This window comes from Arthrobacter sp. NPDC080086 (assembly GCF_040702285.1).
In genome coordinates, this window is the sequence record NZ_JBFBKP010000005.1 from 98999 (window position 1) to 112512 (window position 13514).

Here is a 13514-nt window from a genome sequence, read left to right on the forward strand (position 1 = left end):
GCCATGCACGCCACTACCGCATTGCCGATGCTCTCTCGCAACGTGACGCATTTCGTACGCCTGCTGCGCAATGCCGGCATGCCGCTGGCGCCGTCACGTGCGGTCGATGCCATCGAAGCGCTGAGCCATATCGATATCGGCCACCGAGGCGACGTGAAGGCCGCGCTGTCCGCCCTGCTCGTCTCGCACCCCGATGAACGCACGCTGTTCGATGCCGCCTTCAACGTGTTCTGGCGTGACCCGGACTGGGAAGGCAAGTTGCGCGCCCTGCTGCTGCCCAAGGTGCGCGGCGGCGTTCCACCCGCCGCACGCAGCAACCGCCTGGCCGATGCGCTGCGCGCGCAGTCATCGACCAGCCTGCCGCGTACCTCCACACCCGACGGCGAGCGCCATGACGTCGTTGCGCCGCTGGCGTTTTCTGCGAACGAAGCCCTGCGTACGCGCGACTTCGACACGCTCAACGCTGCGGAATGGCGGGCGCTGCAACACATGATCCGGCGCAGGCGTGTGCGTCTGGCGCAGGAACGCACGCGCCGGCTGAAAGCCGCCTCGCGCGGCCGGCACCCGGATCTGCGCGCCACCGCCGCCCAAGCTGTGCGTGCCGGCGGGGAATGGACAGGTTGGAAATACCGCCAGCCCGTCGACCGCACACCGCCGCTCGTGCTGCTGCTCGACATTTCCGGATCGATGAGCCGCTATTCGCGCGCGGTGCTGTACTACTGCCACGCGCTGGTGCAATCGCGCGAGCGTATCCAGGCGTTTCTGTTCGGCACGCGGCTGACCAACGTATCCCGGCAACTGCGTGAGCGCGATCCGGACATCGCCGTGCAAGCCATCGCGCAGCTTGTGCCGGATTGGTCTGGTGGCACGCGCATCGGCGCCGCGCTGGCGGAATTCAACCGCCACTGGGCGCGCCACACACTCTTCGGCCGCGCGACGGTGCTGCTGGTGACCGATGGGCTCGACCATGAACACATCGACCTGTTGGATGCGGAAATGGCGCGTCTGGCACGCTTCGCCCACCGCATCGTCTGGCTGAACCCGCTGCTGCGCTTTGCGGGCTTTGAACCCCGGGCACGTGGCGTGCGAGCCATCCTGCCGCACGTCGACGCGATGGTGCCTGCTCACCATTTCGACAGCCTGACTGCGCTGGAACAGGAATTGGCGCATGCTCGCCGCACACGCACCCCGCGCACGCCGTCTCACACCCCCCCAGCACGATCGACCGCCCCATGGAACTGACCCAGACCCACCTCCTGCCCGTGCCCCTGCAGACCGCCTGGAATGCGTTGAACGACCCCGCCGTGCTGCAGCGTTGCATCCCCGGTTGCGAAAGCCTCACTGCTGCCGCCGACGGCGATGCGCCTGCCTACGACATCGCCATGCAAGCGGCCGTCGGGCCCGTGAAGGCGCGCTTCAAGGGGCGCATGCAACTGTCGGAGATCACCCCGCCGCGCAGCTACACGCTGCATTTCGATGGCCAGGGCGGCGCCGCTGGTTTCAGCAAGGGCACGGCGCTGGTCCAGCTAACACCCGAGGGACCGACTGTCACCCGCTTGGCCTACACCGCCACGGCACAGGTGGGCGGCAAGCTCGCCCAGATCGGTTCGCGGCTCGTCGATGGCGCCGCGCGCAAGCTGGCAGATGAGTTTTTCCAGCGTTTTGCAGCGGAGCTCGGCGCTGCACCCGCCGTGGACGGCGTGTCCGCCGAACACGCCATCCCCGATCTGGCAGGCGGCGAACTACAGGCCCACGGTGCACGGCAAGGCACATCCGCCATCAGCCCGGCGGTGCAGCCGCGCAACCCGTGGCCGTGGATCATCGTGGCCGTGGTGGCCGTGGTGGCGGCCTACCTGTTTTTGCACCACGGGGCATAATCTGGCCTCCCCGGGTATCGCCCTCGCACCTTGCACTGGCGCCAACGCGCAGGAGCCGCATCATGGACAGCGTCGATCTTGAAGTCTTGAAAACCAGCGTGCGCTGGTTGGAACAGGGGCGGCGCGTGCTGCTCGTCACGGTGGTCAAAACGTGGGGTTCATCACCCCGGCCGGAAGGCGCGATGCTCGCGCTGCGCGATGACGGCGTCGTCGTGGGTTCGGTGTCGGGCGGGTGCATTGAAGATGACCTCATCGACCGCGTGCGCCGCGAAGGCCTGCACCACACCAAACCCGAAGCCGTGAAATACGGCATCAGCGCAGAAGAAGCCCACCGCTTTGGCCTGCCCTGCGGCGGCACGCTGCAACTGGTGCTGGAGCCGCTCACCGCGTCCAGCGGCATCGATGCCCTGCTGCACGCCGTGGAAGCCGGCCAGCTCGTCGCCCGCACGTTGGACATGGCCACCGGCGCGACGCTGCTGCAACACGCTAGCGCCATCGACGGCCTGCAGTTTGACGAGCAGCGCCTGATCACCATCCATGGCCCACGCTATCGAATGCTCGTGATTGGTGCGGGGCAGCTCTCGCGCTACCTGTGCCAGATCGCCGTGGGCCTGGATTACCAGGTCACGGTGTGCGACCCGCGCGAGGAATATTGCGAAGACTGGTCAATCCCGGGCGCCACCATGGTCCGCACCATGCCCGACGACACGGTGATGGCCATGAAGCTGGATGAACGCAGCGCCGTTATCGCCCTCACGCATGACCCCAAGCTCGATGACCTCGCGCTCATGGAGGCGCTCAAAACGCCTGCGTTCTACGTAGGTGCGCTGGGCAGCCGCCGCAACAACGCCAATCGCCGCGAGCGTCTCAAGGAATTCGACCTGAGCGATGCCGAACTGGCACGCCTGCACGGGCCGGTCGGCATCTACATCGGCAGCCGCACGCCGCCAGAGATCGCCATTTCCATTCTGGCCGAGGTGACGGCCGCCAAGAACGGCGTGTCGCTGCCAACCATCCTGCAGGTGGAAGGCGCCAAGGCCGCGCGCGAAATTGCCGCGAATGCGACATCAGGCTGCGCCGTACCACATCTCTGATGTCAACCCTCCCGAGGAACCGCTCAAAAAGGCCTAACCGAAAGGTGCCTGAAAGGTTACATTCATATAAATGATCGGTTTTGCGCGGGTTTCCGGCCGCACCGCATTGCGCCAGCGATGCCGCGCCGACACGCCTCGCACCGTGCGCTGCCCAGAGCGGGCGGCGACGCCTGTTCCCGGCCAGAGCATGCCGCATAGCGCGCCGCTCATGTCGTAGCGGAACACTGTTTGCAAGCGGAAAGGTCATCCGCTTCGCACCCTTGGGATTTCGAGTTTTTTCGCATGAGTATTCTGCTGACCGGCGCGACCGGCTTCGTAGGCGGCGCCATTGCCGCGAATCTGGCAGCCAAAGGTTTGCTGGCTGACACGCGCTTTGCCGTGCGCGGTGACACGCCTGCCGAAGGGCTGGCGCGGCTGCGCAGCAATCTGCGCCGGTTTGCGTTCGAGGCGGCCGCGCTCGACGCCATCACCGAATCGCAAATCGTGCTGTTCGACCTGCGCGATGCCGGGGCCGCCAAATTGGGCAATCCGGAAGTCATCATCAATTGCGCGGCGCTGGCAACGTTCTCGAATCACCCGTCGCTGTGGGAAACCAACGTTGGTGGTGTGCTGGCGCTCGGCAAGCTGGCCGCGCAGGGCAAGCGGCTCAAGCGCTTCCTGCAGATCGGCACAGCCATGTCGTGTGGTCAATTGGCCAACCGTCATGTCAGCGAAAGCTGGGACGTGCCGGCCATCGAGCAGCACGCCGTGCCGTATACGTATTCCAAGGGGATGGCCGAGCTGAAGCTGCGCGAAGACGTGCCTGAGCTGCCACTGGTGGTGGTGCGGCCGTCCATCGTAGTGGGACACAGCACGCTGGGCTGCGAGCCCTCGGGCAGCATCTTCTGGATGCTGCGCATGGTGGCCATGCTCGAGACCTTCAGCTGCCGCCTGAGCGACCGCGTCGACATCCTGCCCGTGGACGATTGCGCTGAAGCCATCGTGCGGCTGTCGACCAAGCCCACGCTGGCGCACGACCTGTACCACATCAGCGCCGGCGATGCGAACTCGGAGCGCATTGAAACGCTGTACCCGCGCTTCAAGCGCTGCCAGACGCCGGAAGAAGACGCCCAGGCGCTGGCCGGCTACGTGTACCAGGAAAAAATCGCCGAAAAAGCATTGGCCCGCAAATTCCTGAGCATGACAGGCGACGGCAACGTGCGATTGGTCGCGCGCTGCATCCACCTGTACGCCAAGTTCGCCAGCATGAGCTACGTGTTCGACAACACGCGGCTGCTGCAGGAGACCGGATTCCAGCCGCGTTCCTTGCTCGCTTACCTTGACCGCTGCCTCGAAACCTCGGACGCCGTGCCGATCCCCGAGCAAATGCAGTGGGACTATAAGTAGCCGTCAGGCCTACCCTGCCTGCACGGCGTGTCATGGCGCCGTGCTATAACCCTCGGCGCCCGAACTGAGACTCCGGTCACCATCCATAAGGAGCTGCCGATGACGCTGCAAGCCCTCGTCCATCTCAATGTCGCCACGCTGGTGGATTCGTTCATCAGCCTTGCTTCGGCGTTTGCGCTGGGGTCATTGATCGGCTTCGAGCGGCAGGTCAGGCAGCGCACGGCTGGCTTGCGCACCAACGCACTGGTGGCTGTGGCAGCCGCTGCCTTCGTCGATATGGCCGCGCAGATCGGCACCGCATCGGACACCACCCGCGTGATCGCCTACGTGGTATCGGGTGTCGGCTTTTTGGGTGCCGGCACGATCATGAAGGAAGGGCTGAACGTGCGTGGGCTGAACACCGCGGCCACGCTGTGGGGCTCAGCCGCGGTGGGCGCGGCGGCGGGGTCGGATCTGATCGGTCAAGCCATTCTGGTGACGCTATTCGTGCTTGCGTCGAACATCCTGCTGCGGCCCGTGGTGGACCGCATCAACCGCACGCCGCTGGACAACCAGGCCAGCGAAGTCACGTACACGATGTGCGTGATCTCCACGAGCGAGCGTCAAAAGGAAGCGCTGGCCGATCTGGAGCGCCTGCTGGAAGACGCCAGCTACCCGATCAGCGATCTCTCGGTCGAGCCGTTCGGCGAAGACCATGTGGAAATCGAAGCGATGCTGATGTCCACCGCCGTGAATGCGGCCGAGCTGGACCGCATCGTCAATGCGCTGCAATCGCAGCCGCATGTGGCCCAGGCGTTCTGGAATCCGAGCACGACGGAGTAAGCGCGCCGTCTGCGATCAAAGCTCTTGCGTGGCAGCCAGGGCAAAAATCTTCGCCCAGCGCTTGGCTTCCTGATGATTGCGCATCGGGATCAGCCACTCCGCCTGCGCCTGATGCTTCAGACGCAGCGCCAGCGTCCAGGCGCCTTCGCGCTCGACCGCATCGGCGCCGGCAATATCAGCAAAGAGAAAGCGGGCGTCCTGGCCATGGAGTTGCAGCGTCCCGCGCTTGCTTTCGGCATCTACTGCGACCTGGCCCCAGCTCCCGGTGAGGGACACGATCCGCTGCCCTTTCACGTTGACGCCATGAACGGCGCGGTAACGCCGGATGAGGGTGATGACCGCGCAGGCTAGCAGCGTCACGGCAACCAGCACCGCCGCGCTGCCTGCCACGGCGCCGTAAGCCGCAGCGACGATTGCATACAACCGGACTGCGCCGTAGACGAGCAGACCAATCAGCGCAAACCCGACAATGATGAACGGCATGGTGTGATTCCTTGATTGAGCCAGCCGGTTATATCAACCGGAAACCGTGCTCAAGGCAAGTTATCGCAACACATGCCGACGCATACGGCAAATCGTATCGATACACTCAGACCAGGCGGAATGCCGCAATTGCAGCATTCAGCGCCTGCGCCTGCTCTTCCAGCGATTCGGCTGCGGCCGCTGCCTGTTCCACCAGCGCAGCGTTTTGCTGCGTGGCTTCGTCCATCAGCGTGACGGCCTTGTTGACCTGCTCGATGCCTGAGCTTTGCTCGTTGGAGGCGGCAGCAATCTCACCCATGATGTCGGTCACACGGCGGATGGAGGACACGATGTCTTCCATCGTGCTGCCAGCGCGTTCGGCCAGCGCGCTGCCGGTCTCGACCTTGGACAGCGACGCCTCGATCATCTCCTTGATTTCCTTGGCGGCAGCGGCACTGCGTTGCGCGAGGTTGCGCACTTCGCCAGCCACCACGGCAAAACCACGGCCCTGCTCGCCTGCACGGGCCGCTTCCACGGCGGCGTTGAGCGCGAGGATGTTCGTCTGGAACGCAATGCCGTCAATCACGCCGATGATTTCCGACACCGTGCGCGAGGACGCGCTGATCTCGCGCATGGTCGCGACCACGTCGGTCACCACGGCACCGCCCTGGGCGGCGACGTCCGACGCGCTGTCGGCCAGCTGGCTGGCCTGGCGGGCGTTGTCGGCATTCTGGCGCACGATGGAGGTCATCTCTTCCATGCTGGAGGCCGTTTCTTCCAGCGAGCTGGCCTGTTCTTCCGTGCGTTGCGACAAATCTGCGTTGCCGGCGGCAATCTGCTTGGTGGCGGCGCCAATCGATTCCGAGCCGTTACGCACGCGGCGCACGGTATCGGTCAACGCATTTTGCATGCGGGCCAAACCTTCGAGCAGGCGGCCCATTTCGTCCTGGCGGTCAATGTGCACCGGTTGCGTGAGGTCGCCGGCGGCAATGCGCTCGAACTGCGCCAGCGTGGCATTGAGCGGCCCCACAATCGCGCGCAGCAAAGACCACGCACACCACAGCGCCACCACCAGCGCAAAGGCGATGGCGGCGACCACGATCATGCGGAAGCGCGCATACGCCTCGCGCGATGCGTCGTAGTTGGCTTTCGAGAACGCGAGCTGCTTCTTGCTCAGTGCCTGGCTCGAATCATTGGAATCACGGAAGGCCGCCGAGACGCCCTTTTCCATGATCTTGTCTGCCGTTGCGCGGTCCCCAGCGCGCAGCGCCTTGATGATGTCGCGCAGGCTGCCGGACGCAGCTTCACGCTTGGTGGCCACGTCCTTGGCCAAGCGCTCCTCTTCCGCGTCGCGCGGCAGGGACAGGTATTTTTTCCAGGCGACATCCGACTCGGCAATCAGATCTTCGGTGCGGTCCAGCAGCTTCATCGCGCCCTTGTCTTCCGGATACAGCATTGCCTTGTCGAGCGCCGTACGGGCACGCGTGAGGCTCAGGTCAGACTCGCCCAGCGCGAGTGCGGACGGAAACTGGTTGGTGAAGGTTTCTTCGTGCGCGCGGTTGGCATCGCGCAGCCCAAGCAAGCCGGCAGCGCCAATCAGCAAAGCGAGCAAGAACAGGAGTGAAACCGAGAGCACCAGACGGGTGCGGATGGTCAGACGGGCGGACATGGGCGGCGAAAGTGGCGTGCACGGCTTCTCACGCAGGCGCGACGATCGCGCCGGGCGGCCGGCTACCTCCGCACTATCGGTTCCCTTGGCGCAGAACTTGAGGGTGATGTGCGCATCAGTGCACCCATCGCCCGCATTTTGGCGCAGGGTCAGCCGGGCTTGCCCCTGCGAGCCCGCCAATAGTCCTCGGCAAATTCGGCCCACTGCTTGAGGGACACCTGCCGCCCGTGGGCCGCCAGCTTGAGTGCTGACTTGCGCCATGCTGTGCCGGCGGCGTAGTCCTGCACGCGCTCCACCAGGTCGGTGCCGTGCCGGCCGCAGCCGCGCAGGTGGCACCACGCGGCCACGCGCGCCATGGTTTGCAGGGCGTCGTCCAGGTTGGCGATAACGTGCTTGCCCGTGCCCAGCGACACGCGGTCGGCGGTCGGCTGCAGGCTCTTGACCACGTACGACTTCGGTTTTTCGCCCTTGGCACCATAGACCACCCCCCGCAGCAACGCGGGTGAAATCGCCTGCGACACGCGCTGGATGTCCACCACGCGCCCGGCCTCGCTACGCCACGGCGCCACACTGCACGCGCTGCCCAGCGTATCCGCCCAGACGCTGGGCACGGAGAGCTTGATATCGATCATCCGTAGCGTGGCGGGGTCTTTCTCGGGGCGTGCGAGCACGGCATAGCGCTCCAGCCCCAGGCTGCCGGTGCCGGCAATGCGTCGGGCCACGTCAATCGCGATGAAGCGCTGACCGTGGCCATTGCCCTGTTCCCCATATGCCTCAAGGATGCGCCGGGCGCGGCGGGCCTCTTCCTTGCTGGCACGCAACGTGCGGCGCCCATCGATGCGCAGGCTGACGCGGTTGCCGTCGCGCTCGGTCCGGCTGGCGAGATAGGCGGCGCGATTGCGTTTGCGCAGACCGCGCAACAGGTCGTACACGATGCCAGTGGCCGTGGCGCGCTCCACCCAGCGCGCCTTGCCATCGACCAGCGACGCAGCATACGTATCGAGAAAGCGGCGGCACAGGTTGTGCGCGTCTTCGTCAGCCAGCTTCCAGCCGCGTGCAGCCACCTGCAGGCTCGACAACACGCGCACGATGTCGACCGTGAAAGGCGCCACCAGGGCCTCATCAAAGTCGTTCATGTCGAAATAGACGAGGCCGTTGTCGCCCTTGAAGCTGCCGAAGTTCTCCAGGTGGAGATCGCCGCAGACCAGCGTGCGCGGCGCATCATGGAGCAATGGGGCCTCGGCCAGAGAGGCAGCGTACAAGTTGTTGGTGCCGCGAAAGAACGAGAACGGGTCGGCCGCGATGGCGGCGAGCTTGCGGGTAAGGCGTTCAGGATCGCGCCCGGCGTTGTATTCAAGAATGGTGCGGGTGCTGTCGTGCATGGTCGCGGCCTCGTCGATCATCTGGAGTGGAGTGCAATGCCCTCGAAAATCGAAGATTACGCGTTGATTGGCGATTGCGAAACCGCGGCGCTGGTCTCGCGCGATGGCTCGATCGATTGGCTGTGCTGGCCCCGATTTGACTCGGGTGCGTGCTTTGCCGCGCTGCTCGGCACGCCCGACCATGGCCGGTGGCGTATCGCCCCGCAGGGCAACGTATACACAGTGCATCGGCGCTATCTGCCTGGCACGCTCGTACTGGAGACGGTGTTTGAGACCGACACCGGCACGGTCAGCCTGACGGATTTGATGACCGCGCGCCTGCCCGGCACCGCCACGCGCGATGACACATCCGATCTCATCCGCATCGTGCGCGGGCTGTCGGGCACCGTCGAGATGCGCATGGATCTGACCCTGCGCTTTGACTACGGCGCCTCGGTGCCGTGGGTCAGCCGCGTCTCGGAAACCACCGGTGCACCCACCGCCCCCCCCTGTGACATGCCCGACTGCGTGCTGCGTGCCATCGCCGGGCCCGATATGGTGACCTTGCGCACGCCGGCGCCCATCCGCGGCGAGAACCTGTCCACCGTGGCGGACTTTTCTGTGAGCGAAGGCGAGGCAATGCCCTTCGTGTTGACGCATTCGCCATCGCATCTGCCGTTGCCGGGTTCCATCGATGCGCTTGAAGCGCAGGTCGACATCGAGGCCCGCTGGCGAGCGTGGTCTGGCCGCTGCCAGGGCGCGGGCGAATGGACCGAGGCCGTCTTGCGTTCGCTCATCACGCTCAAGGCACTCACGTACCACCGCACCGGCGGCGTGGTGGCCGCGCCAACCACATCGCTGCCCGAACAGCTTGGCGGCGTACGCAACTGGGACTACCGCTACTGCTGGCTGCGCGATGCCACCCTCACCCTGCTCGCGCTGATGAACGCCGGCTACTACAACGAAGCCCGCGCCTGGCGTGAATGGCTGGAGCGCGCCATCGCGGGTAGTCCGTCGCAAGTACAGATCATGTATGGCATAGCCGGTGAACGCCGCCTGGGCGAATGGACTGTACCGTGGCTCCCGGGCTACGAAGGTGCGCAACCCGTGCGCATCGGCAACGCGGCCGCCCTGCAGTTGCAGCTCGACGTGTATGGCGAACTGATGGACGCGCTCTACATCGCGCGCAAGGGCGGCCTCAATGGCGATGAAGCGTCCTGGCGCCTGCAGGTTGCGTTGATGACGCATCTGGAGAGCATCTGGCAGACGCCCGATGAGGGCATCTGGGAGGTGCGTGGTCCGTCGCGGCATTTCACGCATTCCAAGGTGATGGCTTGGGTCGCATTCGACCGCGCGGTCAAGACCATCGAAGACTTCAACCTGGAAGGCCCCGTAGAGCACTGGCGCACCATACGCGACCGCATCCACGCCGAGGTTTGCACCCATGGCGTCAACGCCGGACGCAACTGCTTCGTGCAGAGCTACGGCAGCGAAGAAGTGGACGCTGCCCTGCTGATGCTGCCGCTGGTCGGCTTCCTGCCGGCGTCCGACCCGCGCATCCGAGGTACCGTCAAAGCCATCGAAGAAGACCTGCTGGTCGATGGCCTCGTACGCCGCTACCGCACCGAGGCCGTGACCGATGGCCTGCCCGAGGGCGAGGGTGTCTTCCTTGCCTGCAGCTTCTGGTATGTCGACAACCTCGTCATGCAAGGCCGCGACGACGAAGCCCGCGCGCTCTTCATCAAGCTGCTGGCGCTGCGCAATGACGTGGGGCTGCTTGCGGAGGAATACGACCCGCGCGTGGGGCGGCTGGTCGGCAATTTCCCGCAAGCGTTTTCGCACATTGCGCTCGTCAATTCCGCGCTTACGCTGTGTGCGGCGGCGGATCACGTGGGCCAACGGACGGGGCAGCCGGGCCCAGGGTCGAAGCCGAAGCGAAGCCGGTAAAATAGCGCCCCATGACCGAATCGACCGCTTTCCCGCCCATGACCGACGACGAAACCAGTGCGTCCGGCAGCACGCTGCTGGGCCGCCCCGATAGCCCCTGCATCGGCATCTGCTCAACCCTCTTCGACGAGGTCTGCCAAGGCTGCGGGCGCACCCAACTGGAAGTCAGCAACTGGGTGTTCATGAGCGATGACGAACGCAACGTGGTCTGGACACGCGTCCTGGCCGAAGGCACCGCACAGGGCTACAACCCCGACGGCAGCCGCAAGTAAGCTGGGCACCGAACGCAAAAAACCCGGCCGAAGCCGGGTTTTTCTTGGGCGCCGCGCGTCGATCAACCGTTCTGCGCGGGGTTGAGTTGCAGCGCCTTGTACTCCAGGAACTCTTCCAGCCCGTACTTGCCGTTCTCGCGCCCGTTGCCCGATTGCTTGTAGCCGCCAAACGGCGCCTGCATGTTGAACGGCCCACCGTTGATATTGACCTGCCCGGTACGAATGCGACGCGCAACACGAATCGCGCGCGCTTCGTCGCCCGACCACACGCCACCGCCCAGGCCGTAGATGCTGTCGTTGGCGATGCGGATGGCGTCTTCCTCGTTGTCGTAGCAGATCACGGTCAGCACGGGGCCGAAGATTTCTTCGCGCGCCACGGTGTCGGTGGTCTTGACGTTGCCGAGCACCGTCGGCTTAACGAAGAAACCGGTGGACAGGCCTTCGGGCGCCTCCGCACCACCGGTGATGAGTTCCGCGCCCTCTTCCAGCCCCTTGCGGATGTAGCCGAGCACACGGTCGCGCTGCACGGCCGAGATCAGCGGGCCCAGGCGCGTGCTCTCCTGCGCGGGATCACCCGGCACATAGCTTTCGGCGAACTGCGCGGCCAAGGCCTTCACCTCTTCGTACTTGGCGCGTGGCACCAGCATGCGGGTATGCGCCGAGCAGGTCTGGCCTGAGTTCAGGAAGCACGCCGACAGCGTACCCTTCACCGCCGCTGCCAAATCCGCGTCCTCCAGAATCACCGAGGCCGATTTACCGCCCAGCTCCAGCGCCACCCGCTTAACGGACTGCGATGCGAGTTCGGCCACACGTTTGCCCGCGCGGGTCGACCCCGTGAACGACACCATGTCGACTTCCGGGTGGCTCGCCAGCACTTCGCCCACCACCGGGCCGTAGCCGGTGACGAGGTTGAATACGCCCGGCGGCAGTCCAGCTTCTTCAATGACTTCTGCCAGCACGAACGCGTTGAGCGGTGCCACTTCCGATGGCTTGAGCACCACCGTGCAGCCTGCCGCCAGCGCGGGCGCGACCTTCAGCGTGATCTGGTTGAGCGGGTAGTTCCACGGCGTGATAGCGCCCACCACGCCCACGGGCTCACGCACCACCAGTGAGTTGCCGACGTGTTCCTCAAATGCAAACGTGTCGAGCAGCTTGGCGAAATTGCCCCAGTTGTAGACGGGGCCGCCCACCTGGATGGCACGCGCCAGCTTGATCGGCATGCCGACTTCACCGGCAATCATTTGCGCCAGTTCTTCGCTGCGGGCCTTGAGGCCATCGGCGATCTTCTGGATGTATTCCGCCCGCTTGGCAACGGGCGTGGCGGCCCAGCTGTCGAATGCGGCGCGGGCCGCTGCCACGGCTGCTTCGGCATCGGCTACGCTGCCTTCGGGAATCGTACCCATCACCGCTTCGGTGGCCGAATGAATCACTTCAATGACGCCCTTGCCCTGCGGCGCCACCCACTTGCCGTTGATGAAAAGCTTGTCGCGTTGCTGCATCGTTGGTCGTCTCGCTCTGGTCGATGCGCGGTCTGCGCGTTGTGCTATCCGGGTTGCGACTAAGATTCACGCCTCGCCCGGGCGGTTATGATCAGCCTATTGTAGAGCCAGCAGCGCGCGCGCCGCTGACATGCCGGCCGAGGGAGACATCGCATGACCACCACCATCTACCAGAAGACCGACAAGGGGCATGACGAGATCCGCACACGCGCGAACCACCTCGACCAACGTCACCGTGCCGTGCTTCTGATGGTCAACGGTGAAAAAACCTGCGACGAGATCCTGCTCCAGCTTCAGCCGCTGGGCATGACGCGGGCGGTGTTCGATGAGCTGGAGCAAGGCGGATACGTCCGCGCGCATGTCGCGGGCGCGGCTGCTCCCAGCACCAGTGCTCCGGCCAGTCCGCCGCCGCCCAGTTCCACGCCACACACTGCTGTTGCGGCCGCCCCGGCGCCTCCCGCCACAGCCTCGGCCACGGGCGAGCAAGGTATCGATGGTTATCAGCGGCTGTATCGGTTCTACACCGAGACCATCAGCCGCTACCTCGGCCTGCGCGGCTACCTGCTCGAGATGAAGGTTGAAAAAGCCGGCAACGTTGAAGAACTCGTTGCCCTGCGCGAGACGCTCAAGGCTGCCCTGACCAAGACGCGCGGCGAACCCGATACCGGCAACGTGATCGCCCAGCTCGATCTATTGATTGACGAGGCGACGAGTTAGCGGCCAAGTGGGCGGTAGCAACAAAAAAGGCGGCACACCGGCCGCCTTTCTTTTTGTCGAACAGAGAATGATCGACGATCAAACTTCCACGCCCTGGCTCTGCAGGTACTCGTCGTACGTGCCGAGGTAGTCGGTGAGCGTGCCGTCCGGGCGCACTTCGATGATGCGCGTAGCCAGGCCGCTCACGAACTCGCGGTCATGCGACACGAAGATCAGCGTGCCTTCGAACTTGTCCAGCGCGATCTGCAGCGACTCGATCGACTCCATGTCCATGTGGTTGGTCGGCTCGTCCAGCGCCAGCACGTTGTGGCGGCGCAGATGCTCGCGCAGTGGATCCACGGCGCCGAGCACATCCTGCGCGGCCAAACCTCGGCCGCCGTCATGAGCATGAAGATCAAGAAGACGAGC

At 65.0% G+C, this 13514-nt stretch carries 14 protein-coding genes; 8 read left to right on the plus strand and 6 right to left on the minus strand.

From position 1 onward, the window contains the following. Positions 1 to 3 precede the first annotated feature (3 nt). The 3 genes from AB0305_RS03900 (at position 4) to AB0305_RS03910 (ending at position 2971) form a co-directional block, all read left to right on the plus strand. Positions 4 to 1242: a VWA domain-containing protein gene (locus AB0305_RS03900; RefSeq protein WP_366171550.1), complete on the plus strand. Its 1239-nt coding sequence runs from the start codon at positions 4 to 6 to the stop codon at positions 1240 to 1242. Beyond that, the gene (locus AB0305_RS03905; protein ID WP_366171552.1) at positions 1233 to 1877 is read left to right on the plus strand and encodes a carbon monoxide dehydrogenase subunit G; all 645 of its coding nucleotides are present in this window, start codon (positions 1233 to 1235) and stop codon (positions 1875 to 1877) included. Before AB0305_RS03900 ends, AB0305_RS03905 begins: the two co-directional genes overlap by 10 nt. 62 nt (positions 1878 to 1939) lie before the next feature. Next, a complete protein-coding gene (locus AB0305_RS03910) occupies positions 1940 to 2971 on the plus strand; it encodes an XdhC family protein (protein ID WP_366171554.1) in 1032 nt (343 codons plus the stop codon). A gap of 33 nt (positions 2972 to 3004) precedes the next feature. On the opposite strand, the gene AB0305_RS03915 is transcribed toward AB0305_RS03910, so the two are convergent. After that, a complete protein-coding gene (locus tag AB0305_RS03915) occupies positions 3005 to 3196 on the minus strand; it encodes a hypothetical protein (protein WP_366171556.1) in 192 nt (63 codons plus the stop codon). Positions 3197 to 3253: 57 nt separating this feature from the next. Here AB0305_RS03915 and AB0305_RS03920 point away from each other — a divergent pair, with 57 nt between their 5' ends. Next, positions 3254 to 4357, plus strand: a complete 1104-nt coding sequence (locus AB0305_RS03920) for an SDR family oxidoreductase (protein WP_366171558.1) — start codon at positions 3254 to 3256, stop codon at positions 4355 to 4357. Between the two features lie 99 nt (positions 4358 to 4456). Next, positions 4457 to 5179, plus strand: coding sequence for an MgtC/SapB family protein (locus tag AB0305_RS03925; protein WP_366171560.1), 723 nt, complete (start codon positions 4457 to 4459; stop codon positions 5177 to 5179). Positions 5180 to 5194: 15 nt separating this feature from the next. Here the strand turns inward: AB0305_RS03925 and AB0305_RS03930 are convergent, their stop codons facing one another. From AB0305_RS03930 to AB0305_RS03940, 3 genes are all read right to left on the minus strand, one after another. Continuing rightward, entirely contained in the window at positions 5195 to 5662 is a 468-nt protein-coding gene (locus tag AB0305_RS03930) for a hypothetical protein (RefSeq protein ID WP_366171562.1), read from the minus strand. Between the two features lie 106 nt (positions 5663 to 5768). Further along, a complete protein-coding gene (locus tag AB0305_RS03935; RefSeq protein ID WP_366171564.1) occupies positions 5769 to 7490 on the minus strand; it encodes a methyl-accepting chemotaxis protein in 1722 nt (573 codons plus the stop codon). Beyond that, positions 7460 to 8713 carry a DUF2252 family protein gene (locus AB0305_RS03940; RefSeq protein ID WP_366171566.1) on the minus strand — a complete coding sequence of 418 codons (1254 nt, stop codon included), beginning with the start codon at positions 8711 to 8713 and terminating at the stop codon, positions 7460 to 7462. The genes AB0305_RS03935 and AB0305_RS03940 overlap by 31 nt, the downstream gene beginning before the upstream one ends. Before the next feature lie 15 nt (positions 8714 to 8728). On the opposite strand from AB0305_RS03940, the gene AB0305_RS03945 reads away from it, so the two are divergent. Continuing rightward, on the plus strand, positions 8729 to 10618 hold the full coding sequence (locus AB0305_RS03945; protein WP_366171568.1) for a glycoside hydrolase family 15 protein: 1890 nt from the start codon (positions 8729 to 8731) through the stop codon (positions 10616 to 10618). Between the two features lie 11 nt (positions 10619 to 10629). After that, a complete protein-coding gene (locus tag AB0305_RS03950) occupies positions 10630 to 10890 on the plus strand; it encodes a DUF1289 domain-containing protein (protein ID WP_366171570.1) in 261 nt (86 codons plus the stop codon). A 62-nt stretch (positions 10891 to 10952) separates the two neighbouring features. Here AB0305_RS03950 and AB0305_RS03955 read toward each other — a convergent pair whose 3' ends face one another. Continuing rightward, on the minus strand, positions 10953 to 12389 hold the full coding sequence (locus tag AB0305_RS03955; RefSeq protein WP_366171572.1) for an aldehyde dehydrogenase family protein: 1437 nt from the start codon (positions 12387 to 12389) through the stop codon (positions 10953 to 10955). Between the two features lie 153 nt (positions 12390 to 12542). Between AB0305_RS03955 and AB0305_RS03960 the strand changes: the two genes are divergently transcribed. Then, positions 12543 to 13106 (plus strand): hypothetical protein, encoded by a 564-nt coding sequence (locus AB0305_RS03960; protein ID WP_366171574.1) that lies wholly within the window; start codon positions 12543 to 12545, stop codon positions 13104 to 13106. Positions 13107 to 13184: 78 nt separating this feature from the next. Here AB0305_RS03960 and AB0305_RS03965 read toward each other — a convergent pair whose 3' ends face one another. Next, on the minus strand, positions 13185 to 13445 hold the full coding sequence (locus tag AB0305_RS03965) for a hypothetical protein (protein ID WP_366171576.1): 261 nt from the start codon (positions 13443 to 13445) through the stop codon (positions 13185 to 13187). Positions 13446 to 13514 lie beyond the last annotated feature (69 nt).

Excerpts from the sequence above, each read along its gene's own strand:
- AB0305_RS03900 (WP_366171550.1), top strand. The coding sequence starts at position 4 with ATGCACGCCACTACCGCATTGCCGATGCTCTCTCGCAACGTGACGCAT.
- AB0305_RS03905 (WP_366171552.1), top strand. The coding sequence starts at position 1,233 with ATGGAACTGACCCAGACCCACCTCCTGCCCGTGCCCCTGCAGACCGCC.
- AB0305_RS03910 (WP_366171554.1), top strand. The coding sequence starts at position 1,940 with ATGGACAGCGTCGATCTTGAAGTCTTGAAAACCAGCGTGCGCTGGTTG.
- AB0305_RS03920 (WP_366171558.1), top strand. The coding sequence starts at position 3,254 with ATGAGTATTCTGCTGACCGGCGCGACCGGCTTCGTAGGCGGCGCCATT.
- AB0305_RS03925 (WP_366171560.1), top strand. The coding sequence starts at position 4,457 with ATGACGCTGCAAGCCCTCGTCCATCTCAATGTCGCCACGCTGGTGGAT.
- AB0305_RS03930 (WP_366171562.1), bottom strand. The coding sequence starts at position 5,662 with ATGCCGTTCATCATTGTCGGGTTTGCGCTGATTGGTCTGCTCGTCTAC.
- AB0305_RS03940 (WP_366171566.1), bottom strand. The coding sequence starts at position 8,713 with ATGATCGACGAGGCCGCGACCATGCACGACAGCACCCGCACCATTCTT.
- AB0305_RS03945 (WP_366171568.1), top strand. The coding sequence starts at position 8,729 with ATGCCCTCGAAAATCGAAGATTACGCGTTGATTGGCGATTGCGAAACC.
- AB0305_RS03950 (WP_366171570.1), top strand. The coding sequence starts at position 10,630 with ATGACCGAATCGACCGCTTTCCCGCCCATGACCGACGACGAAACCAGT.
- AB0305_RS03955 (WP_366171572.1), bottom strand. The coding sequence starts at position 12,389 with ATGCAGCAACGCGACAAGCTTTTCATCAACGGCAAGTGGGTGGCGCCG.
- AB0305_RS03960 (WP_366171574.1), top strand. The coding sequence starts at position 12,543 with ATGACCACCACCATCTACCAGAAGACCGACAAGGGGCATGACGAGATC.